Below are 22,077 nucleotides of genomic sequence, written 5' to 3' on the forward strand. Positions count from 1 at the left end.
CGGTCAGAACCCCACTCCGGTACCCTGCAGCATCCCATGCTCCATGGCGTAGCGGGTCAGGCCGGCGGTCGAGGAAATGCCCAGTTTTCGCTTGATGTTCTTGCGGTGAGTTTCCACGGTCCGGACCGAAATATCCAGCGCGATTGCCACTTCCTTGTTCGATTTTCCCTGCGCCAGTTGCAGCAGGATCGTCTGTTCCCGCCCGGTCAGGGCTTCGCGCGCCTCGCCCTGCTTGGGTTCCAGCGAACCGCTGGCCCCGGTGCAGAGATACCTCTCGCCGCGCATCACCGCGTCGATCGCCTGCTTGATCTCGTCAGTCGGCACGTCCTTCAGAACGTATCCCTTGGCCCCGTGGCTGAGGGCGGTCGAGATGTATTCCGGGCTGTCGTGCATCGACAGGATCAGGATGCGCGTCCCGGGCCGGCGCTCGAGAATGATTTCGGTTGCGCTCAGGCCGCCCAGCCCCGGCATGTTGAGGTCCATGAGAACGACATCCGGCCGCAGCGTCCCTACCTTGTCCACCGCGTCCTGACCGCTGCAGAGCGTTCCGACCACCTCGACATCGTCGTAGCTTTCGAGGATCGACTGGATGCCTTCGGCCACCATCGGGTGATCGTCGACGATCAAAACGCGGACAGGGTCGGAACTCATGTGCCGGCCTTTCTCTTGCGTGTCGGCTCTTCCTGAGGCGACAACAGATGACTGAGCGGCAGGCTGGCTTCGATCACCGTGCCGCTTTGCGCGCCGCGTGATGACAGAATTCGCAACGTGCCGTCAAGCTGCTCGATCCGTTCCTGCATGTTCCTCAGCCCGATCCCGGCGCTGAATTCGCCCGAGCGCGAGCGCAGGCCGCGCCCGTTATCGGCGATGCGCATGGTGGCGCCGCGCTTGTGGCCGCGCAGGTCGATGGACACGTGCGTAGCCCCGGAATGGCGCTCGATATTCGTCAGCGCCTCCTGCGCGATGCGGTAGAGGGCGATCTTGCTGTCCTGATCCAGCCGGTTGCGGAACACCACGGTCGAGAATTCCGTCTCGATACCTGTGCGTTCGCGGAAGTCGTCCGTCAGCGATTTGAGGGCGGGACCGAGGCCCAGATCGTCCAGCACGCCCGGGCGCAGGTCGCGGCTGATGCGCCGCACTTCGGTAATCGCCGTCCCGAGGTTTTCGATGCCCTTGTCCAGCGGCGCCCGCGCGCCTTCGTCATCGCCGCGCTCAAGCCGCCGTCGGGTGTTGTCGAGCGCATAACGCACTCCGACGAGGATCTGGCTGATCCCGTCGTGAAGCTCTCGCGCGACGCGCCCCCGCTCTTCCTCCTGCGCGTCGAACACGCGCTGCGTCAGTTCCTTGAGCTTGGCGTCCGCCAGCCGCCGCTCGCGGATGTTGAGCAGCATGCCCGAGACGAAAACGATCAGCAGGGCGGCCAGAACGATGGCGCCGATATAGAAGAACGTGCGCTGCACCCGCGCCTCGACCTCGGCCCGGGCCATTGCGACGGTCGCCAGGATGTCGTCGATGAAAACGCCCGTGCCTACGGCCCATTGCCAGTCCTGCAGGCCCACGACATAGGCGATCATCATCGCCTCTTCTCCGGTCGAGGGTTTCTGCCACATGAAACTGTGCCAGCCCGCGCCCTGCCGCGCCAGACGGATGAATTCATCGACGACCGGGGTGCCGCTGCTGTCGGTCAGCCCCTCCCAGTTCCGGTTGATGAATTCCGTCTGACGCGGGCTGACAAGGTTGGTGCCGTCGTAGTCGTAGACGAAAAAGAACCCGTCCTTGCCATAGATCATCGCCGCCAGAATTTGCGCCACGCGCTCTTTGGCTTCCTGGTCGTTCGGAGAGGCGAGGCCGTAGATATGCGCAAATCCGTTGCGCGCCTGCGTCACGTAGTTGCGCAATTCGTCCTTCTTGGCTTCGATCAGCCGTTCTTCGAGCGCCTCGATTTCCCGCTCGGCAGTCGCGCGCGCTTCGTGGGCCACCAGGGCGGCGATGGCCGCAACCGCCACGACCAGAGGGATCGCTGCGATCAGCGACAATTTCTGCGCGTAACTCAGTCTGAGCCGGTCTCGGATGATCTGCATGTCAAAATCGTTACGCAAGAGATGGGTGAAAAGCAAAGAGAATGGCCGGTTCCAGGCCGTGACGGATGAAAGGAAGGGCGGTGAACTCGGCAGCGGAGTGAATTTCACGCCCCGACCCCCTAAAAAATCGATCAGACTACGTAGTACTAGGTATTCACATGATCTTCGGTTTCGCTAGGCTGTGCCCACCGAAAACGATCCGCCCGAGTTGACTGACTCGGGCACAATTTCAATAGGGGAGGATCACTCACATGGATCGTCGTTCATTTCTCAAAAACTCGGCACTCGGCGGCTCGGCTGCTGCTGCTACTGCTCTGGCCGCTCCGGCTTATGCGCAGGGCAACCGCACCCTGACCATGGTGACCACCTGGGGTCGCGGTCTGGCTGGCGTGCATGACTCGGCGCAGCGTGTTGCCGACAACATCACCGCGATGACCGATGGCCAAGTGACCGTCGACCTCAAGGCCGCAGGCGAGCTTGTGGGCGCGTTCGAGGTGTTCGATGCCGTGACCTCGGGTCAGGCCGACATGTACCACGGCGCCGACTACTATTTCGTCGGTCAGCACCCGGGTTATGCGTTCTTCACCGCGGTGCCGTTCGGCATGACCGCGCAGGAGCTGGTCAACTGGTACTATCACGACGGCGGCATGGAGCTGCATGACGAGCTTGGCCAGATCTTCGGCCTGAAATCCTTCCTGGCCGGCAACACCGGCGCGCAGGCCGGCGGCTGGTTCTCGAAAGAGATCAACAGCCCCGAAGACTTCAACGGCCTCAAGTTCCGTATGCCGGGTCTGGGCGGCAAGGCGCTCGGCAAGCTGGGCGCGTCGGTCCAGAACATCCCGGGTTCGGAAGTGTACCAGGCCCTGTCGTCCGGCGCCATCGACGGCACCGAGTGGATCGGTCCCTGGGCGGACGAAAAGGCTGGCTTCCAGGAAATCACCAAGACCTATTACACCGCGGGCTTCCACGAGCCGGGTGCCGGTCTGTCGGTTGCCACCAACCGCGAAGTGTTCGAAAGCCTGACGCCTGCACAGCAAAAGGTGATCGAGATCGCGGCGGCCGAATGCCACCAGTGGAACCTGGCCCAGTTCCTGGCCAACAACGGTGCTGCCCTGCAGCGTCTGCAGGCCGGCGGTGTCAAGGTCATGGAATTCCCGGACAGCGTCTGGGATGCCTTCGGCAAGGCCAGCCAGGAAGTTCTGGACGAAAACATGGGCGACGAACTGTTCAAGAAGATCCACGACAGCGCCATGGCGTCGATGAAATCCTCGTCGGCATGGTTGAACCTGTCGTCGGGTGTCTACACCGCACAGCGCGACCGCGTCCTGGGCTGATTGCAGACACACCTGAGCTTTGGTTCCCCCGCGTCGCGCGGGGGAACTTTCCTGTTGCAAAGGCATGGGCTGGTGGGGTCCGATATGACAGCCTTGCAACCGACGTGACCTGGGGACAACATGCAGGACGATAACGGTATCTCCTTCTTCGGCGCGATCTGGAACGGCCTGCTGTGGCTGGTTCAGAACATCGCCGAGGCCTTCTACAACTTCGGATACGCCATCACGCACCCGCAGCTCTGGCTGAACTGGTCGGACAACGAAGCGATCATGCGTTTCGTCTACTATGGCGGATCGGTGGAGTTCTTCTTCGTGGTCTTCACGATATTCCTGGTGCTGACGGCGATCGGCTTGTTCTACCGGAATTTCATGTGGGGAATGGTGCGCGGCCTCGAGGGCTTCGCCAACACGACAGGGCGCTTCTTTGCCTGGGCGGGCCTTCTGATGGTCATCCAGCAGATCGTCATCGTCTTCATGCAGCGTGTCTTCGCGCGGCCCGACATGGCGTTCGGCCTCGGCATCCCGTTCCAGATGGACATCAGCTGGTACGCCGAAGAACTGAAGCTGTACAACGCCCTGGTCGTTTGCCTATGCGCCACCTACACATTCGTTCAGGGCGGTCACGTGCGCGTCGACCTGATCTACGCCGGTCTCAGCCACCGCGGCAAGCGGGTGGTCGACATGTTCGGCTCGCTTTTCTTCATGATGCCCATGGCGGTGCTGACCTGGCTGTACGGCTGGTTCTTCCTCTGGCGGCACCTGATCGTGCCGAACCCCTCGGCCAGCGACACACTGGACGGGCTGTTGAGAAAGTCCATGGCGCTGCGCTGGAATGTCGAGACCATCGGCTTCAGCCCCAACGGCTTCAACGCCTACTTCCTTTTTAAGATCCTGCTGGTGGCCTTTGCCGCCATGGTCTTCCTGCACGCCATCGCCTTTTTCTACCGCTCGTATCTCGAGTTCGTGGAAGGGCCCGCAAGCGCAGGCAAATACCTCGACAAGGACAGCCTTGGCGAGGGTGAAGAAGCCTATGAAGGCGCTCATTAAGTACGGGGACTAAAATCCATGCTATTCGGTCTTGATGGCGTCGAAATCGGCCTCATTATCGTATTCTTCTGCCTTTTCGGAGGCATCCTGAGCGGCTTCCCGGTGGCTTTCGCCATCGGCGGCGCCGGCATCATCTCGTTCGCGATCATCGCGGCGCTCGACAGCGCCGGACTGCTGATCCACCAGGCAATCGACACCGGCTCGCAGATGTACCGCGATCTGGTGAGTTCCGGCGTCAAACCGGACACGATTTCGGTCTTCCGATACCCGGATCTTCCAAGGGTGGCCGAACAGGTCTTCACCGGCGGCTGGGAAACCGCGCTGGACCGCAACGTGTCTTTCATCGTCAACCGCATGAACGAGCGCGTGCTGGCAGGCCAGTCGATCGAAACGCTGCTGGCGGTACTGATGTTCGTCCTGATGGGCATCACGCTGGAACGCTCGAAGATCGCCAACGACCTTCTGACCACAATGGCGCGCGTCTTTGGACCGCTGCCCGGCGGTCTGGCCGTGTCCATCGTGGTTGTCGGGGCCTTCCTGGCCGCCTCCACCGGCATCGTGGGCGCGACGGTGGTGACCATGGGCCTGCTGGCCCTGCCGACCATGCTGCGCAACAATTATTCGCCGGAACTGGCGACCGGCGTGATCGCCGCGTCGGGCACGCTGGGGCAGATCATCCCGCCCTCGATCGTGATCGTTCTGCTCGGCACGCTTGCGGGCGATCTGTATTCGACGGCGCAGGAAACGCGGGCGGTTGCCGCCGGCTGTACCGACGCGCTGACCTATCTGGGCGAACCGGCGGTGGTTTCGGTCGGCACCCTGTTCCAGGCGGCGCTGCTGCCGGGGATCATGCTGGCCATCCTCTACGCTCTCTATGCTTTCGGTTACGCACTGCTCAACCCGTCAAAGGCGCCCGCGGTGGCCATTGCGGGCGGCACGGGTGAGCCGATCACCCGCGCCGAAGGTCTGACCTGGCTGCTGGCCGCGCCGCTTGGCCTGATCGTCGGCGTGCTGCTGATGAGCAGCGTCGGACTCGTCGGCAGCCAGAACATCACCGTCTCGGGGTTCTCGGAGATTTCCGAGGGCGCTTCGCTGCGCACGAACGTCTCGGCCGAGTGCAAGGCATCGATGATCGAACTGCACGGTCAGGAGGCCTGGGACAAGGCCGTGACTGAACAGGAACAGATCGACGCCGCCGGCGGTGTCACCCAGTCGCAGAGGCTCAGCGAGGAAGAACTGGCCGCCGCGCGCGAAGCCAAGATTGCCTCCGCCGCTCCGATCGGCACCGGTATCGCGGTGATCGTGGTTCTGCTGGGCCTGACGCTGGTGTTCGGCCGGGGCATCGCCCCGTCGCAGTCGCCGCAGCCGCTGATCGTCGGGGCGATCGGTCTGCTTCTGGTGGTGCTGGCTGACATCCTGCTGATCGCGCCGACTACATCCTCCGGCGTGACCTTCGCGATCATGGCGCTGCCGATGGCGCTGGCCTTCTATGGGTGCAGGGCGGCCGCGGCACGATGTGCGACCAATGACCTGATCCGGGTGGTGTTCCCACCGCTGGTTCTGATCATCGCCGTGCTGGGCTCGATCCTGGGTGGCATCACTAACCCGACGCCCGCCGCGGCGCTGGGTGCGGGCGGGGCCATCATGCTGGCGGCCTATCGCAAGCTGCAGGATCAGGGGCGATCGGGCAAAGTCATCATCTGGTCGACCTTCGCCATCATCATCTGCTTGCTGATCGGCGTGAACTTTGACCTGCGCATCAACCAGGGCGGCGTGACGGCCGAAACTTGGGTCGCCTTCGTGATGGCCTATGCCGCATATATCTATGCGCTGTTCGGGCTGCTGTTCGGCTGCTGGGTGTTGTTCGCCAGCGGCGTGCTGACCCCGGTCGTGCGCGAGACGGCCAAGGTCACGTCGATGGTGTTCACCATCCTGATCGGCTCGCAGTTGCTGAACCTGGTGGTGATCTCTTTCGGCGGCGAGCACTACATCCAGGAATTCCTCAAGAGCTTTGACAACGAGTTCAAGGTCTTCCTGATCGTCATGCTGGTGCTGTTCGTGCTGGGCTTCGTGCTCGACTTCCTCGAGATCATCTACATCGTGATTCCGATCGTCGGGCCGGTGATCTATGGCGGCTCGTTCGACCCGAAATGGGTGACGATCATGGTCGCGGTGAACCTGCAAACCTCGTTCCTGACGCCGCCCTTCGGATTCGCGCTGTTCTATCTGCGCGGCGTGGCGCCAAAGGAAGTCACGACCGGCCACATCTACCGGGGCATCATTCCCTTCGTGATCATCCAGGTGGTCGGAATCGGGATCCTGTGGTTCTTCCCGTCGATCGTGACGATCGTGCCGGATCTCATCCCGAACTGATCGGGTGGACGTGATGTCGAAACTTGAAAGGGGGCGGAAGCGCCCCCTTTTCTTGTTCTTCAGGCCGTGGAATGCCCAGGCAGGTGCAACCGCGTGATCGTTCAGCCGCGGGTCGGGTGGCGATCGGGAAGCTGGATGTTTGCGACCTGCTCTGCGATCGGATCCGTGGACAGTGGGTGATGCGTGATCCTGTCGTACTTCCTCGGATCCTTCACCTTCTGCCAGCGTCCTTTGAAATAGATCTCCAGCCCCGAAAACTTGGCCTTGTAGCCCATTTTGGAACTGCCCGGCACCCAATAGCCCAGATAGACATATGGAAGACCGGCTTCGCGGGCGATCTCGATATGATCAAGGATCATGTAGGTGCCCAGCGAATTCTGCGGCTGGTGAGGGTCGTAGAAGGAATAGACCATACTCAGGCCGTCTTCGAGCACGTCAGTGAGGCTGACCGCGGTCAGGCCGCCCGTCCGGTCGTCGGAATACTCGACGACGCGGCTGCGGATCGGCGTTTCCTCGATCATGGCGGCGAATTCGAAGACGTCCATGTCCGCCATTCCGCCATCGGCATGACGTTCGTCCAGATACCTGCGGAAGAGTTCGTACTGATCGTCCGAGGCCCAGGGCGACGTGGCGCGGCGTTCGAGATGCGCGTTGCGTTTCACGGTGCGCTTCTGGCTCTTGCTCGGCCGGAAGGCCGCGACGTCGATCCGGGCCGAAAGGCAGGCCGAGCAATCGGTGCAAGAGGGCCGGTAGAGCACATTCTGCGACCGGCGAAACCCTTGCTGCGACAGGGAATTGTTCAAACGCTCGGCACCTTCGCCCTGCAGCGCCGTGAACAGTTTGCGCTCCAGCCGGTCCGCAAGATAAGGACACGGCTGAGGAGCCGTCACATAAAATTGTGGCGCTATCGGTAGCGTGTGGCGCATGCGGATCCCGTCTTTTCCGGAAGGAATGATAACAACCGATCCGGGACCCGCCAAGAGTTCAAAATGCCGTTCAGGCCACCGCGCGCCGGTTCATGGCGACGGTTCCAAGGAAGGCGTCGGTCAATCCCTGGCAACGCGCGCTCGTTAGCATCATGATGACCGAGATTACCTGGATCACCGGGATGGCCATGCTGACCGTGTAACCCGTCGTGTGCGCAAGGGCGAGGCCCGTATCCAGCCTGGCGCCGTAGGCGTCGCGCAGTTCGATCCCAACAAAGCGCATTCCCCAGGTCGCCGAACCGTTGGCGATGGTGACCACGCGGTAGACGAAACCCACTGTCAGGTACAGGATCGGCCAGATGAAGGCGCCGACGAACGCAGTCAGCAGGACCACGACGAGGCTGAGAAGCAGGATGACGATTGTGTCGAAAAGCCAAGCGAAAAAGCGCTTTACCGCCACCGACTGATAGAATTCGGGCTGGCGGTCGGGGTCGGGAAGGTGTGACATTCCGGGTTATCCGTGCAGAGTTGAAGCGAGACCCTGCACCGATAAAGTGCAGGGTGTGGGCGATCAAGCGTCGCCGTTTTCCTTGTCTTGCGCCTCTTCGCGGTTGGCGCGGGCGCGTTCTTCCATGAACTGGTCGAACTCGGCCTTATCCTTGGCCTCGCGCAGACGCTCGAGAAACGCTTCGAAATCGTGCTGCTCGCGTTCGAGCCGGGCCAGCGTGTCGGCCTTGTAGGCGTCAAAGGCGCTGTTGCCGGTGGGGGTCATCGCGCTCATGTGGCTGTGCCAGGTCTTGCGGCGGCTGCAGGATTTTCCGAACATGCGTTTGCTCCAGATCAAATAGGCAAGAAGGGCCAGGCCAATGGGCCAGAAAAAGACAAAGCCGAGGACCATTACGGCGATCCAAGCGCCTTTGCCCTTGCTGTCAAGCCAAGCCTCAGCTCGGTGAAACCATCCCGAATGGGACGGAGCGGCGGGTTCGGACAATGTGGTCATTGGGGCTCTCCAGGTTGATGTAAATCCCTTTCACATTTCTCAAGATGGGGAGTGAAGACGCGGATGCAAGGGGTAATGTGAAAAAGATTTACATTGGAGCCCGTTTTCGCCCTGGTTGCGGCGTGTCCGTATCAGAGGGCCGCCAAACCTGCCGCAAGCTCAGATGAAGCCTTCGCCGCCGCAGGTCGAACAACGTGTGGTCTTGATGCCGAAACACCCGTCGCACCTTTCGTGCTGCGGATTCCCAAAGACATCCTTGCGCTTTGCGACCTGACCGGCCCCGTTGCAGATCTGGCATGGCGACCGGCCCGACCCGTGGCACCTGTGACACCGGCGCTTGGCAGGCTGCGTCTGTCGGTTTGCGGTAGCTCTGTTCATTTTATCGCCGTGGACCGTTCCGTGAAGATATCCGTTAGCCGGTGAGTTGCATCAGAGCACAAGGAAGTTTTCTTGTCACCTTCCAGCGGCGCTTTAGGGGTCGATAACCGTGTGGCTGTGCGATCCCGGTCAACGTCACATGCAGCCATGCGAAGAAAATTCGTCCAATACGGGGAACCCCTAATTTCGGACTGCCGTGTATTGGGGTACAAAGGTCGCGTACAAGAAAACGAATTGGCTTGCACAAATAACCCCCGATGAGGGGCTGGCTACCCCCCTCGGGCCGGCCCCTCAACCCTCCTCCCTGAACACTCTTTCCACTCGCGGCTCCAGGGAAACGATGGATATTTGAGAAGCCATGAGTTTCAATGCCCGTGTGCAACGCCTTTCAACCAATATCCAAACCCTGTTCGCGCGGGCCGGTTTCCCGATGACCCTTCTGCTCATGCTGGTGATCACGGTGGCCAGCCTGATGCCGAAGGGCAGCGCCGGCGATCCGGGAAGTGCTGACAAACAGATGCACGTCATTGCCTACGCTCTTGCCGTGCTTCCTGCGGCGGTGGGCGCATCCGGGCCGGTTGTCGGGCTGGCCGCCGGGATTGTCGCGTGGGGCATCGCGATCGAACTGATTCAGCCGCTGGTCGGCCGCAGCATGAATATCGCGGATATCGCGGCAAACACGTCTGGCGTCCTTGCCGGCCTGCTGTTCGCCTTTGTCCTTCGGCGGCTTCTGGGTAAATGGTCCGGCTGACGGCTATTCAGTGAAATCGGCCTTTGTGGCGCGGCTCAGCTTTTCCAGCATGTCCGGAGTGATCGGAAACACGTGCTGCGGCGTGCCCGCGGCGGGTGGATGTGACCCATTGACCTTGCCGCAATCAAATGCGCAATTTCCGCGCATGACCACGCCACTTGCCATCACCCGCGTACCGCGCCCCTTTGATAAGTCCCTCGGGGAAAGATCCCGTGACGAGGTGCCGGACCTGACGCCCGAGCAGGGCGAGCTGATCGCCGGTGCGGCGGGGTCGAGCCCTTATCTGAACGGGTTGATCGAGGTAGAGGCGGATTGGATTGCCCCGGCGCTGGCGGATCCGAAGGCCGCTCTGGCAGATATCATGCAGGGCGCAGCGAATTTGCCGCCAGATCAGCTGAAGCCGGGGCTGCGGCTGGCCAAGCGGCGGCTGGCGCTGCTGACGGCGCTGGCCGATTTGTCCGGGGCCTGGCCGCTGGAAAAGGTGACGGCGGCGCTGACGGATTTCGGAGCACTGGCGGCGGATGTGGCAGCCAAGGCCGAGATCGCCGCCCTTATCCGGCGCAACAAGTTGCCGGGAATGACCGAGGACGATGTCGCCACCGCCGCCGGGATGGTGATACTGGCGATGGGCAAGATGGGCGCGCACGAACTGAACTACAGTTCCGATATCGATCTGATCGTCCTGTTCGACGAGACACGTTTTGACCCCGATGACTTTTTCGACGCGCGGCAGGGTATGGTGCGCGCGACCCGGAATTTCTGCGCCACGCTCAGCGACAAGACGGCGGACGGCTATGTGTTCCGCACCGATCTGCGCCTGCGGCCGGATCCGTCGGTGACGCCCGTCTGCATGGCGATGGAGGCGGCGGAACGGTATTACGAAAGCCTGGGCCGCACCTGGGAACGCGCCGCTTACATCAAGGCGCGGCCCTGCGCAGCCGATATCGAGGCCGGCAATCGGTTCCTCGAGGCGATCCGCCCCTTCGTCTGGCGGCGGCACCTGGATTTCGCCGCCATTCAGGACGCGCACGACATGCGTCTGCGCATCCGCGAAAGCAAGGGCACCGGCGGGGCGCTGTCGATCCCGGGGCACGACATGAAGCTGGGGCAGGGCGGAATCCGCGAGATCGAGTTCTTCACCCAGACGCGCCAACTGATCGCGGGCGGGCGCGACCATGACTTGCGGGTCCGTGGCACGGTCGAGGGATTGGCGGCGCTGGCCTCCAAGAACTGGGTTCCGAAAGACGTGGCCGACAAGCTGACCGATCACTACCGCGCGCATCGCGAGGTCGAACACCGCATCCAGATGGTGCACGATGCCCAGACGCACAAAGTGCCCCAGTCGCCGGACGGGATCGAAAGGATCGCCTGCCTGATGGGCATTGGCAGCGCAGAATTGAAAGCGGACCTGACCCGGCGTCTGACCGAAGTGCATGAACTGACCGAGGGGTTCTTCGCCCCCGGACCCGGGCCGGCGCCCAAGCCCGCCGAGGAAATCGAATTCGACGCCGGCGTTCTGGCCCGGTGGCGGACCTATCCGGCGCTGCGGTCTCAGCGCGGGGCGCGGATATTCGAGCGGTTGAAGCCAGAGCTTCTGTCGCGCCTGGCCAGGACCGCCAAACCTGACGAGGCGCTGCTGGCGCTCGACGGTTTCCTGTCCGGCCTGCCCGCGGGAGTACAGCTGTTTTCGCTGTTCGAGGCCAATCCGCAACTGATCGACCTGCTGGTGGATATCGTCGGAACCTCACACATGCTGGCCACGCACCTGTCGCGCAACTCGTCGGTCTTCGATGCCGTGATCGGAGGCGGGTTCTTCGAGGAATGGCCGGGGCGGGACGCCTTGCAGGTGGAACTGGCGGAAAAGCTGGAAGCCGAAGAGGATTACGAGACCCAACTCGACATGGCCCGCCGCTGGTGCAAGGAATGGCATTTCCGGATTGGCGTACACCTGCTGCGCGGCCTGATCGACGCGGCATCGGCGGGGCGGCAATATGCCGAACTGGCGGATGTGGTTATTGCCGCGATCCTGCCCTACGTGACCGGGCAATTCGCCCGCAAGCATGGCCCGGCGCCCGGGCGCGGCGCGGCGGTGCTTGGCATGGGGTCGCTTGGGGCGGGGCGCATCAACTCGCAATCCGATCTGGACATGATCGTGATTTATGATCCGGAAGACGAGGACATGTCCGAAGGCCCGCGGCCTCTGGCCACGCGGACCTACTATGCGCGCCTGACCCAGGCCCTGATCACGGCGCTGTCGGCGCCGATGTCGCAGGGGCGGCTCTACGAAGTTGACATGCGCCTCCGACCGTCGGGCAATCAGGGGCCGGTGGCGACCAGTTGGGCAAGTTTCACGCATTACCAGCAGAATGAGGCGTGGGTCTGGGAACACCTCGCGCTTACGCGCGCCCGCGTCGTCGCGGGTAACGCCGGGCTGGGCGCGGATATCGAACGGTTCAGGGCGGAACTTGTCGCGAACCCTAGGGACAGGCAGAAAGTGTTGCGCGAAGTGGCTGAAATGCGGGCCCGGTTGGCGGCCGCCAAACCGCCCACAGGCGTTTGGGACGCCAAGACCGGACCGGGGCGGCTGCTTGACATCGAACTCGTTGCCGAAACCGGGGCGCTTTTGGCTGGCCGGGCCGAGCGTGACGTGGCTTCGGGCCTCGACGGCGCGGTCGCTGCCGGTCTGTTTGATGTCGCAGACGCCCGGATGCTGAAGGACTGCTATGACCTATGCTGGTCCGTGCAAAGCGCGGCACGGCTTTTGTCGGACAAGGCCATCGATGCCGACCGGATCGGCGAGGGAGGGGCGGCATTCCTGTGCCGCACCACCGGGTTCGACCGGTTGAGCGATCTGCAGGCCGCGTTGGAAAAGAACTATGCGGCCGCCGCGTTGTTGATCGGGGCGGTTGTCGGAGAGGAAACAGATGGCGCGCAGCAATGATCCAAACGATCCGAAGGGGCTGATCCGCGAGGCGTATCGCATCGAAGGCATCGGCATGCCCGAATGCCGGAGCATCTTCCTCGACTGGGCGCTCAGCTTGCCGGACGGCAGGGACCAGGCGCAGGCACTGCAAAACCTGCACGCTCTTTATGCACCCGATGCGCCGGATCATCCGATGACGCAGGTCTTGAACGATGGCCTCAGCGCGTCGCAGGCTCCGAAACGCCGCGGCGGCTGGCGGTCGCGTCCGCGGGGCTGAACGGGGGCAGCGCAAGCTGGGGCTTTCCCCGCTCGTGCAACCGGATTATGAGGGCGCCATGACTGCGCCAATTCCATCCTCCGACCGTCCTCGTGTCCGCCTGAAACCCAAGGCCAACGCGCGCGCCCTGCGCCACGGGTTTCCGTGGGTCTACGACAACGACATCGTCACCGACCGCCGTACCCGCAAGATCGCGCCAGGATCAGTGGCAGTGCTGGAGGATGACAACCGTAGCCCGATTGCGCTGGTTGCGGTGAATCCCGTCTCCAGGATCATGTGCCGGGTCCTGGACCGGAATCCCGAGGCGGACCTGAACGGCGCATGGTTTGAAACCCGCCTTTCCCACGCACTGGCGCTGCGCGAGCGGCTATTCGATGTGCCTTATTACCGCCTTGTCCATGCCGAGGCTGACGGCCTTCCCGGCGTCATCATCGACCGTTTCGGCGATGCCTGCGTGATCCAGCCCAACGCCGCCTGGGCGGAGGCGCATCTGGATTTGCTGACCGAGGCGCTGGTCAAGGTTGCGGGTGTCTCGACGGTTCTCAAGAACGCTTCGGGCCGGACCCGGGGATTGGAGGGGCTTGACGACCTGGGCATGACCCTGCGCGGGCAGGCGCCCGACGCGCCTTTGCCGGTGCCGATGAACGGTGCCACCTACATGGCTGACCTGACGGGCGGCCAGAAAACCGGGCTGTTTTTCGACCAGCGGGAGAACCACGCCTTTGCGGCCCGGTTGGTCCACCCCGAGGCGCAGGTTCTGGACGTCTTCAGCCACGTGGGCGGCTTTGCCCTGGCGATGCTCGCAGGTGGCGCGGCAGCGGCGCTGTCGGTCGACGGCTCGGCCGCCGCTCTGGCACTTGCCGAACAAGGCGCCGAGGCCACCGGCGTTGGCGGTCGCTTCGCGACCCGCCAGGGCGATGCCTTCGAGGTTCTGAACGACTTGGGCGAGGAACGCGCGCAGTTCGATGTCGTGATCTGTGATCCTCCGGCATTCGCGCCTTCGAAACAGGCGCTCGACGCCGGTTTGCGCGCCTACGAGCGTGTTGCCCGCCTTGCCGCGCCGCTGGTCAAGCCGGGAGGATATCTCGGGCTTTGCTCGTGTTCGCATGCAGCCGATCTGGGCCGGTTCCGCGAGGCTTCGGCGCGGGGCATCGGGCGGGCAGGGCGGCAGGCGCAGTTGATCCACACGGGCTTTGCCGGGCCGGACCATCCGCAGTTGCCGCAACTGGCGGAAAGCGGCTACCTCAAAGCGGTGTTCTTCCGGTTGTGAAGGCGGTTCTCGATACCTGCGTCATCTATCCGACGGTCATGCGCGAGATGCTGTTGGGCGCGGCCGACTTGGGCCATTTCACCCCGCTCTGGTCCGCGCGAATCCTCGAAGAATGGGCCCGCGCTGCCCGAAAGTTCGGCCCCGCGGGAGAAGCGCAGGCGCAAGCCGAAATCGCGTTGACGCGGGCCAATTGGCCCAAGGCCGAGCTTGATCCGGCGCCGGGGGTTGAACAGCGCCTCTGGCTGCCCGACGCCGCCGATATTCACGTGCTGGCCGTTGCCGTGGCCGGGTCGGCGGATGCTATCATCACGCTGAACGCCAAGGATTTTCCAAAGCACATTCTGGCCGAAGAGGGTCTGGACCGGATTGATCCGGACGCCCTGCTGCATGGTTTCTGGGTGAAAGACTCCGATGGAATGGCCTCGCTGGCGGATCGGGTTCTGGCCGAAGCAAACCGGCTGTCCGGTGGCCAGTGGACCATGCGCGGATTGATGAAAAAGGCCCGCCTGCCGCGACTGGGCAAAGCCTTGTCAACCTAACTTGTACTCTCCCACCGCCGTTCCAGCGCCTCAAGCGCCTGGATCCGCTCCTGCGTCTTGGGATGGCTCATCAGCCAGGCCGGAGTCACGCCGGCGCGCTGTTGCGTCAGATCCTCGAGCTTCTGGAACAGGGATTTCTGCGGCCCGACGCCGATTCCGGCCTTGGTCAGCAAAGCGGCGGCATATTCGTCCGCCTCGTATTCGTCCGCCCGCGACAGGCGCGACGCCAACAGTGCGGTCAATCCGTTCGCGATCCAGACCCCGATGAGCGGAACGAACCGGCTCAGCAGAATGATCAGGGCGGTCCGCAATGCGTTCTGCCCGGAAAAGTCGATCATCCGCCGCCGCGCGTGCCCCAGGGCCACATGGCCCAACTCGTGGGCGATCACCGAGGCCATTTCCTCGGCGGTGACCTCGCCGTTCTTGAACTTGCGGTAGAATCCCCGCGTTATGAAGATGCGCCCGTCAGGGGCCGCCAGCCCGTTCACCGGATCGATTTCGTAGATGTAGACGGGGATCCGCGCGAGATCGAGCGAAGCCGCCAGCCGATCCGTCATCCGTTTTAGCTGCGGGTCGGCCAGTTCCGTGGATCTTGCGTCCAGTTCGCGATTGGTGCGCCAGATCGAGATCCGGTACATAACGATGGCGTAGAGAACCGCCAGCAGGATCGGCGTGATACGAAGCATGACCTAGATATGGGCCAGACGAATTGCCATCGCAAGTTCGCCCTTTCACTCGGCCCGGGAACGGCCGATGCCGGATCCCCCAATTTCTTGACAAATTCCGGTGCGGGTTCACAATTGACGACGTACATTTTGTTAAGGAAACGGTTATGAGTGCTTGGAAGTTTGGCATATTTCCGCTTTCCGGTTTTGTGTTCTCCGCAACCTTTGCGGCGGCGCAAGAGCGTATCGAGATTTCCGAAGGTGCGCTGACCCTTTCGGCTCCTTCGTCGGTGTCCTGTTCGGAACCGCCGGAATTCACGCTGGAAGGACCAGCCGGATCTTTGTTCGCCGAAGATCGTTCTTCGGTTGACAGCATCGTATCGCAAATGGCCACCGGGTTGGCGCAGAGCTGCCCGGACATTGGGGTGGTTTCCGTCTCAGGTAAGGATCGCGGGGTCAGCTACACCTTCCAAGTGCGGCGGGAGGACGGTTGGCGGCTGGATCCGCCGGCAGAGTCGACCAAGGCGGAAGCCGAACCGAAACAGGCTGCTCAAACGCCCACCCAATCCACAGAGACCAAGTCCGAGAAAGCCGCGGCGGCCAGGCCAGAAATATCCGAGGTCAAAAAACCTGAAATCAAGCCGGGATTGAGTTTCGCACAGTTCGCAGCGCATTTCGGGCCGGTACCCTCGGTGCGAGGTTTTGTTTCGCTTGAAAACAATGACATCTGGTCCCGTGTGCTTGCGGCCAGGGTGTATGCCGAGCGGCCGCAGGTGATCCAGAACGACGAAATCGCCGTCGAAGTGGCGGAACGGATGCTGACGCCGGCCGAATTCCAGCAGTTCAAAGGCCCTCTTGCCAACAAGAACATCCATCAATGGTCAGTGTTCGAGAGGCGTGATCTGGCGAACCGCGTGCGGACGCAACTGGCGCCGGGTCTCGACACACGTCGCCAGACCGGGCCGATAGATGTCTATCATTCCGTCCAGATCCAACTGGGCGAGTATGACTTCGACAAAGGCGCCTTTCCTCTGAATGGTGAAAGATTGCGCCAATATCCGGTCCCACAGTGGAAAAGCATGCAGCTTTCCAACGCCTTCGGCGCAATCGTTCTGCCGGACGAACTGGTGGCAAATCTGGATCAGGCCCGGCAATTGGACAACTACCTGCGGCAGAGGAATGACACGCGTCTCCATCTGGCGATCTTCGCTCAGATCACGCCCGAAGTTCCCCCGTCGCTGGATCACTATTCCCACAATCCCGGCAAGGCGCTGGATGTTGAACTCAAACAGATCGCCCTGTTTGCGGATGCCGGATTGACGCAGTTGCTGTTTGACTACACTCCGGCCCTGGCGGATCGTCAGGCAAGGGCGGACCAGGTTGTCGAATACCTCAGACGGCCGCTTTCCGGCGGCGAAGATTTCGTTCGGGCCGTCGCCACGCTGAACGACAGCGACGCGGTCATCGAAGCCATGTCGCAGGCCTATTCGACCGGCGGACACGAACCCAAAAAATCACGCGAACAGGTGCTGGCTGAGTTTGGCGAGACCAGGGGGCCCACCATGATGACGTTCAGCGGCGCGTTGCAGGTCGGCACATATGATCCGGTCAGAAAGGTCCTGCCAGTCCAGAATTTCAACGCGCAGCATCAGCAGTTCCAGACGATGCCGCTGAATTTCGGAATGAACAACACGTTCTTTCCGCAAGTTGCCGAAATACCGATGACCGCAGAGCAAGCCCAGGCCGTGTCAGCGGCCGTTGCCAGCGGCTATCAGTTGGAATTCCGGCTTGAGGCCGAAATGGTTGCGGGCAGTTCCCAGCCGAATTCGCCCCAATATCTCTATCTCGAAACCACCCACCGGCCACACCGTCTGATCCTGTTTTCTGGACGCCAGGGCGAGGTGCCGGCGAAGCGGACCGTGCTTTTGGATGTCGAATTGCCAAAGGCCGATGCGGTCGTTCCGTCGCTTCTGGAAAGTCTTCGCATCGACCAGTAGCCAAGGGAGGCTTGGTCAGGAGCGGTCGTCGGTCGACCGTTATCGCGTCAGTTCTTTCATCCCGCGCTCGAGACCTGCCAAGGTCATCGGAACCATGCGACCCTCGAAGATCTCGCGGATCATGCCGATGGAATGCGTGTAGTCCCAGTATTTCTCGGGAACCGGATTGATCCAGAGGTTCGAATTCCACTGCTCGCGCGCGCGCTGCAGCCAGACCTGGCCCGCCTCCTGGTTCCAGTGCTCGTTGGCGCCGCCGGGATAGGCGATCTCGTAGGGGCTCATCGATGCGTCGCCGACGAAGATGCACTTGTAGTCTGGTCCGTAGGTACGCAGCACTTCGTGCGTGGGGATCTGCCTGTCCCAGCGGCGGCGGTTGTCGCGCCAGACCCCTTCGTAGAGACAGTTGTGGAAATAGTAGTATTCCAGATGCTTGAACTCGGCTCGGGCGGCGGAAAACAGTTCCTCAACCACCTTCACATGCGGGTCCATCGAGCCGCCGACATCCAGAAACAACACCACCTTGACCGCGTTGTGGCGTTCGGGGCGGGTTTTCACGTCAAGATAGCCATGCTCGGCGGTGGCGCGGATGGTGCCGTCAAGATCCAGTTCTTCGGCCGCGCCTTCGCGGGCCCAGCGGCGCAGGCGCTTGAGCGCCACCTTGATGTTGCGGGTGCCCAGTTCGACCGTATCGTCGAGATTGCGAAACTCGCGCTTGTCCCAGACCTTGACCGCGCGCTGGTGGCGGCTTTCCTTCTGTCCGATGCGAACGCCCTCGGGGTTGTAGCCATACGCGCCGAACGGAGATGTGCCGGCGGTGCCGATCCACTTGCTGCCGCCCTGATGCCGGCCCTGCTGTTCCTTCAGGCGCTCGCGCAGCGTCTCCATCAGCTTCTCGAACCCGCCGAGCGCCTCGATTTCGGCCTTTTCCTCGGCCGAAAGGTGTTTCTCGGCCATCTTCGCCAGCCAGTCGGCGGGAATGTCGACCGCTTCGAGCACCTGTTCGAAACTGATCTCTTCCAATCCCTTGAAGCTGGCCGCAAAGGCGCGGTCGAACTTGTCGATGTTGCGCTCGTCCTTTACCATGGACACGCGGGCGAGGTAGTAGAACGCCTCGACATCGTAGGTTGCCAGCCCCTGCTTCATCCCCTCAAGAAAAGTCAGGTATTCCCGCAGCGATACGGGAACGCCGCCTTTTCGCAGGTTTTTGAAGAAGGGCAGGAACATCGCTCAGACCATTACCCGGTGGATCACCAAGGTTGCTACCATCCCGGCCAGCCCGAAGGCAATCGCATAGCCCACGGCGTATTGCGCGATGTCTGCGCGCGTGCCGTTCCGTTTCCGTGCCGTGAGCCCGCCCAACACCGCGCCGATCAGCGCCATCGCCAGCACTATCATCTTTCCGTTATCCGCCCGTCCTGTTCTGGGGGTTCAGCAGGGCGATGTCCTGCATCACCGAGCGAACCGCCCAATCCGAACCGAACCCGTAGCGCGCCCACCCGAGGCTGTCCAGCCTGACGGCGCGTGCCTGTTCCGGCTTTCCGGTCAGTTCCAGCGCCTCGGCCTTGAGCATCATCAGCGTCGCCAGCATGGCGGCGTTTTCCGCGCGGGCCATGACATCGATGCTGGGATTGATCTGGCGCAGCGCACCGACGCCGTCGCCGCGCGCGATGGCGTAGGCCGCGGTTTGGGTGGCCACATAGGCCTGGTGCAGTTCGGTTCCCGGGGTCTGCGCGAGATAGTGCAACGCGGTTCCATAGTGCTGCTGGGCCTGTTCCGGGTCGTCAAGTTGGATCATCCGTCCGATGATATAGTGGGGAAAGGCGCGCCGGTGGTCGGTCCAACCGGATTGCATGGCGATGCTGGCAGCCGTGTTCGCCGCCCGGTTTCGCCGCGAGGCTTCTGTTCGCGGTCCCAAGGCGGTCTGGATGGCGTCAATCCAGTTGCGCGGGGTTTCCGAATAGGGGATCGGAGCAATGCTATCCCCGCGTGGGTTGAGGCGCCGCAGGACCGAGGGCAGCGCGGCCGCGACTTGCGGCCGTGTCATCCCGCTGCGCAGTTCCGGGGCGTAGGTGGCACGCAGGACCAGCATGTCGAACCCGGTCAGGACCGTGTGGACATTGTCATCGTTGAAGACCGAATCCGGCAGGCGGTAGAGATCGTTGAGCGGCCCCAGCGCCTGCGCCAACTCCTCGTGCAGGCAGTCGCGGACCTCCTGCGGGCTGACGTCGTAGGGAATGAAGATGCCCAACCGCTCGCGGCTGCGCAGCATGGACCAGTTGCTTTTCGCCTTGCGCCTGTCGCGTCTGAACTCTGCCAGGCTGGATGCGTTGGGAACAACGAAACATGCCGCCTGGGGCAGCGCACGGCGGATCTGATCATGGCTGACCGCCTCGATCGTGATGTTTGCCGTGCCGCCGGAGACTTGCCGGATGTCGATGCCGGCCTCGCGACGAAGCCTTTCGAGTAGGCGTTTCAGGTCGGATTTCATCGTCGGCGGCGGCGAACCGGTAAGCCGCACCGTGATCGGCATTTCGAACCGGGTGAAAACCGGCAGATCGCGCCCGCTTTCCAGCGCGAAGTGCAGCGACAGGAAATCGGCGGCAATATTGGCGTTGGACCGCACTGGAGGGGTCGGGCGCGCGGTCGCGAAATTCTTCATCGGCGGCAACGCGCTGTCCGCGACCTTGGTGCGGGTGGCGGTTTCGAGCGACTGCGCCCCGTTGCACCCAGCCAGAACCAGCGCGAGTATGAGTACGCCAAGCCGGATCATGCGCGCTGGTACTTTATGAACGGGGTGAGCTTGCCAATCCGGTCGTACAGTTTGCGAGCGGTCGCGTTGAAATCCTGCGTCAGCCAATAGACCGTCGGCGCGCCCTGCCGGTCGGCTTCGGCATAGACAGCCTCGATCAGCGCGCGGCCGACGCCGGTGCCGCGCGCTTCGGGGCGGGCAAAAAGGTCCTGCAGGTAGCACACATTCTCGATCTTCCAGGCGTGGCGATGAAACAGATAATGCGTCAGGCCGACCAGTCGCCCACCCCGTTCGGCAACGAAACAGGAAAAATCCTGCGGGTCATCCCCCAGCAGGCGGGCAAAGGTCGAAGCATAGACTTCCTTCGGGACGGATGTGTTGTAGAAGTCCAGGTAGGCGCCCCACATTTCGGCCCATTCCGGCTGGTCTTCGGGTCGAAGTCGACGGATGACTGCCTGATCACTCACGGGCTGATTTCCTGACTTGTGAACGATATTCACCAGCCAGCAGGCCGGTCGAGCGCCCGATCATGGTCGCATCCCGGTCTGCCCAATTCAAGCCGTCTCCGTGGCCGGGTGATCGGCACCGGTATCGAAGCGTTGCAGAAAGGTCAGCGTTTGGCCCGGGCCATGAAGGCAAGGCGTTCGAACAGATGCACGTCCTGCTCGTTCTTCAGCAGCGCGCCGTGCAGTTTCGGAAGGGCGCTTACCCCGTCGCGCTTCAGGTCGTCGGCGGTCAGATCCTCGGCCAGAAGCAACTTGAGCCAATCCAGCACCTCCGAGGTCGAAGGCTTCTTCTTGAGGCCCGAGGTCTCGCGGATCTCGTAGAACTGCGTCAGGGCGGTGGTCAGAAGGGTTTCCTTGATGCCGGGATGGTGCACTTCGACGATCCGCCGCATCGTGGCCTCGTCGGGAAACCGGATGTAATGGAAGAAACAGCGGCGCAGGAACGCGTCCGGCAGTTCCTTTTCATTGTTCGAGGTGATGATGACGATGGGGCGGTGCTTGGAGCGGATGGTCTCGCCGGTCTCGTAGACGAAAAACTCCATCTTATCGAGTTCCTGCAACAGGTCGTTGGGAAACTCGATATCCGCCTTGTCGATCTCGTCGATCAGCAGCACGACCTTTTCATCCGCTTCGAAGGCCTGCCACAGCTTGCCCTTCTTGATGTAGTTGGACACGTCATGAACCCGCTCGTCGCCCAACTGGCTGTCGCGCAGGCGGCTGACGGCGTCGTATTCATAAAGGCCCTGTTGCGCGCGGGTGGTGGATTTGATGTTCCACTCGATCATCTTCAGCCCCAGCGCGCCCGCCACCTGTTTCGCCAGTTCCGTCTTGCCGGTTCCGGGCTCGCCCTTGACGAGCAGCGGTCGCTCCAGCGTCACGGCGGCGTTCACCGCGATGGTCAGATCGTCGGTCGCCACGTATTCGGCGGTGCCTTGGAATCGTGCGGTCATGGGGCCCTCATTGGTTCGCGCCGGGTCCGGCAATTTATTGCGTCGTTCGGGTTACAGAGGGGGAGGGGATTTGGCAAGGGAAGCCGCTGCGTCGCAGGCCCGTGAATTTCCACTGCAACTACAGGCGCTTTCAAGTGATTCGCGATTCGCCCAAGGTCCGGCACATTGCCGCGTGCCTTAAAATGGCCCGCGAAATACCATAGAAAAACAAGGTTTTGATGAGACATGTCTCATATTTAGACAAGTTTGTTCACATCGGTCTTTTTGACCTTGGGATACGGAGTTTGTGTAGTGACATTCCCGGCCCTGTC

At 62.3% G+C, this 22,077-nt stretch carries 21 protein-coding genes; 9 read left to right on the forward strand and 12 right to left on the reverse strand.

Annotated features, from left to right (window positions below; all coding sequences use genetic code 11):
• Window positions 1-3: 3 nt before the first annotated feature.
• Complete coding sequence (locus FGK63_RS15035) at window positions 4-651, reverse strand: response regulator transcription factor (RefSeq protein WP_138843691.1); 648 nt, start codon at window positions 649-651, stop codon at window positions 4-6.
• On the reverse strand, window positions 648-2,081 hold the full coding sequence (locus FGK63_RS15040; RefSeq protein ID WP_138843693.1) for a cache domain-containing protein: 1,434 nt from the start codon (window positions 2,079-2,081) through the stop codon (window positions 648-650). The genes FGK63_RS15035 and FGK63_RS15040 overlap by 4 nt, the downstream gene beginning before the upstream one ends.
• A gap of 251 nt (window positions 2,082-2,332) precedes the next feature.
• On the opposite strand from FGK63_RS15040, the gene FGK63_RS15045 reads away from it, so the two are divergent.
• The 3 genes from FGK63_RS15045 to FGK63_RS15055 all read left to right on the forward strand — a co-directional run bounded on the left by FGK63_RS15045 (window position 2,333) and on the right by FGK63_RS15055 (window position 6,835).
• A complete protein-coding gene (locus FGK63_RS15045; protein ID WP_138843695.1) occupies window positions 2,333-3,415 on the forward strand; it encodes a TRAP transporter substrate-binding protein in 1,083 nt (360 codons plus the stop codon).
• A gap of 120 nt (window positions 3,416-3,535) precedes the next feature.
• Complete coding sequence (locus FGK63_RS15050) at window positions 3,536-4,462, forward strand: TRAP transporter small permease subunit (protein WP_138843697.1); 927 nt, start codon at window positions 3,536-3,538, stop codon at window positions 4,460-4,462.
• Window positions 4,463-4,480: 18 nt separating this feature from the next.
• On the forward strand, window positions 4,481-6,835 hold the full coding sequence (locus tag FGK63_RS15055) for a TRAP transporter large permease (protein WP_138843699.1): 2,355 nt from the start codon (window positions 4,481-4,483) through the stop codon (window positions 6,833-6,835).
• A 101-nt stretch (window positions 6,836-6,936) separates the two neighbouring features.
• Here the strand turns inward: FGK63_RS15055 and FGK63_RS15060 are convergent, their stop codons facing one another.
• The 3 genes from FGK63_RS15060 to FGK63_RS15070 all read right to left on the reverse strand — a co-directional run bounded on the left by FGK63_RS15060 (window position 6,937) and on the right by FGK63_RS15070 (window position 8,761).
• The gene (locus FGK63_RS15060; RefSeq protein ID WP_138843701.1) at window positions 6,937-7,761 is read right to left on the reverse strand and encodes an arginyltransferase; all 825 of its coding nucleotides are present in this window, start codon (window positions 7,759-7,761) and stop codon (window positions 6,937-6,939) included.
• Window positions 7,762-7,831: 70 nt separating this feature from the next.
• A complete protein-coding gene (locus FGK63_RS15065) occupies window positions 7,832-8,269 on the reverse strand; it encodes an RDD family protein (protein WP_138843703.1) in 438 nt (145 codons plus the stop codon).
• A 63-nt stretch (window positions 8,270-8,332) separates the two neighbouring features.
• Window positions 8,333-8,761, reverse strand: coding sequence for a DUF2852 domain-containing protein (locus FGK63_RS15070; protein ID WP_138843705.1), 429 nt, complete (start codon window positions 8,759-8,761; stop codon window positions 8,333-8,335).
• A 736-nt stretch (window positions 8,762-9,497) separates the two neighbouring features.
• Between FGK63_RS15070 and FGK63_RS15075 the strand changes: the two genes are divergently transcribed.
• Window positions 9,498-9,890 (forward strand): VanZ family protein, encoded by a 393-nt coding sequence (locus tag FGK63_RS15075; protein ID WP_138843707.1) that lies wholly within the window; start codon window positions 9,498-9,500, stop codon window positions 9,888-9,890.
• Between the two features lie 3 nt (window positions 9,891-9,893).
• Here the strand turns inward: FGK63_RS15075 and FGK63_RS20790 are convergent, their stop codons facing one another.
• Entirely contained in the window at window positions 9,894-10,037 is a 144-nt protein-coding gene (locus FGK63_RS20790; RefSeq protein ID WP_171052664.1) for a hypothetical protein, read from the reverse strand.
• On the opposite strand from FGK63_RS20790, the gene FGK63_RS15080 reads away from it, so the two are divergent.
• Genes FGK63_RS15080 through FGK63_RS15095 form a run of 4 tightly spaced genes read left to right on the forward strand, consistent with a single transcriptional unit; the run spans window position 10,036 to window position 14,899 of the window.
• Window positions 10,036-12,831 (forward strand): [protein-PII] uridylyltransferase family protein, encoded by a 2,796-nt coding sequence (locus tag FGK63_RS15080; protein ID WP_138843709.1) that lies wholly within the window; start codon window positions 10,036-10,038, stop codon window positions 12,829-12,831. The two genes, FGK63_RS20790 and FGK63_RS15080, sit on opposite strands and share 2 nt — an antisense overlap.
• Window positions 12,815-13,090 carry a hypothetical protein gene (locus tag FGK63_RS15085; protein WP_138843711.1) on the forward strand — a complete coding sequence of 92 codons (276 nt, stop codon included), beginning with the start codon at window positions 12,815-12,817 and terminating at the stop codon, window positions 13,088-13,090. Before FGK63_RS15080 ends, FGK63_RS15085 begins: the two co-directional genes overlap by 17 nt.
• Before the next feature lie 58 nt (window positions 13,091-13,148).
• Window positions 13,149-14,360, forward strand: a complete 1,212-nt coding sequence (locus FGK63_RS15090; protein WP_138843713.1) for an RSP_2647 family RNA methyltransferase — start codon at window positions 13,149-13,151, stop codon at window positions 14,358-14,360.
• Complete coding sequence (locus FGK63_RS15095) at window positions 14,357-14,899, forward strand: RSP_2648 family PIN domain-containing protein (RefSeq protein WP_138843715.1); 543 nt, start codon at window positions 14,357-14,359, stop codon at window positions 14,897-14,899. The genes FGK63_RS15090 and FGK63_RS15095 overlap by 4 nt, the downstream gene beginning before the upstream one ends.
• Here FGK63_RS15095 and FGK63_RS15100 read toward each other — a convergent pair.
• A complete protein-coding gene (locus FGK63_RS15100) occupies window positions 14,896-15,585 on the reverse strand; it encodes a M48 family metallopeptidase (RefSeq protein ID WP_138843717.1) in 690 nt (229 codons plus the stop codon). The genes FGK63_RS15095 and FGK63_RS15100 overlap by 4 nt on opposite strands.
• Window positions 15,586-15,731: 146 nt before the next feature.
• Between FGK63_RS15100 and FGK63_RS15105 the strand changes: the two genes are divergently transcribed.
• On the forward strand, window positions 15,732-17,561 hold the full coding sequence (locus FGK63_RS15105; protein WP_138843719.1) for a hypothetical protein: 1,830 nt from the start codon (window positions 15,732-15,734) through the stop codon (window positions 17,559-17,561).
• 39 nt (window positions 17,562-17,600) lie between these two features.
• Here the strand turns inward: FGK63_RS15105 and FGK63_RS15110 are convergent, their stop codons facing one another.
• From FGK63_RS15110 to FGK63_RS15130, 5 genes are all read right to left on the reverse strand, one after another.
• Window positions 17,601-18,785 (reverse strand): vWA domain-containing protein, encoded by a 1,185-nt coding sequence (locus FGK63_RS15110; RefSeq protein ID WP_138843721.1) that lies wholly within the window; start codon window positions 18,783-18,785, stop codon window positions 17,601-17,603.
• Window positions 18,786-18,788: 3 nt separating this feature from the next.
• Window positions 18,789-18,956 carry an apolipoprotein acyltransferase gene (locus FGK63_RS15115; RefSeq protein WP_138843723.1) on the reverse strand — a complete coding sequence of 56 codons (168 nt, stop codon included), beginning with the start codon at window positions 18,954-18,956 and terminating at the stop codon, window positions 18,789-18,791.
• A 7-nt stretch (window positions 18,957-18,963) separates the two neighbouring features.
• Window positions 18,964-20,331: a DUF2927 domain-containing protein gene (locus FGK63_RS15120; RefSeq protein WP_138843725.1), complete on the reverse strand. Its 1,368-nt coding sequence runs from the start codon at window positions 20,329-20,331 to the stop codon at window positions 18,964-18,966.
• Complete coding sequence (locus FGK63_RS15125) at window positions 20,328-20,717, reverse strand: GNAT family N-acetyltransferase (protein ID WP_138843937.1); 390 nt, start codon at window positions 20,715-20,717, stop codon at window positions 20,328-20,330. Before FGK63_RS15125 ends, FGK63_RS15120 begins: the two co-directional genes overlap by 4 nt.
• Window positions 20,718-20,920: 203 nt before the next feature.
• Complete coding sequence (locus FGK63_RS15130; protein ID WP_138843727.1) at window positions 20,921-21,766, reverse strand: AAA family ATPase; 846 nt, start codon at window positions 21,764-21,766, stop codon at window positions 20,921-20,923.
• Window positions 21,767-22,077 lie beyond the last annotated feature (311 nt).

The organism is Ruegeria sediminis, assembly GCF_005938215.1.
GTDB lineage: Bacteria > Pseudomonadota > Alphaproteobacteria > Rhodobacterales > Rhodobacteraceae > Ruegeria > Ruegeria sediminis.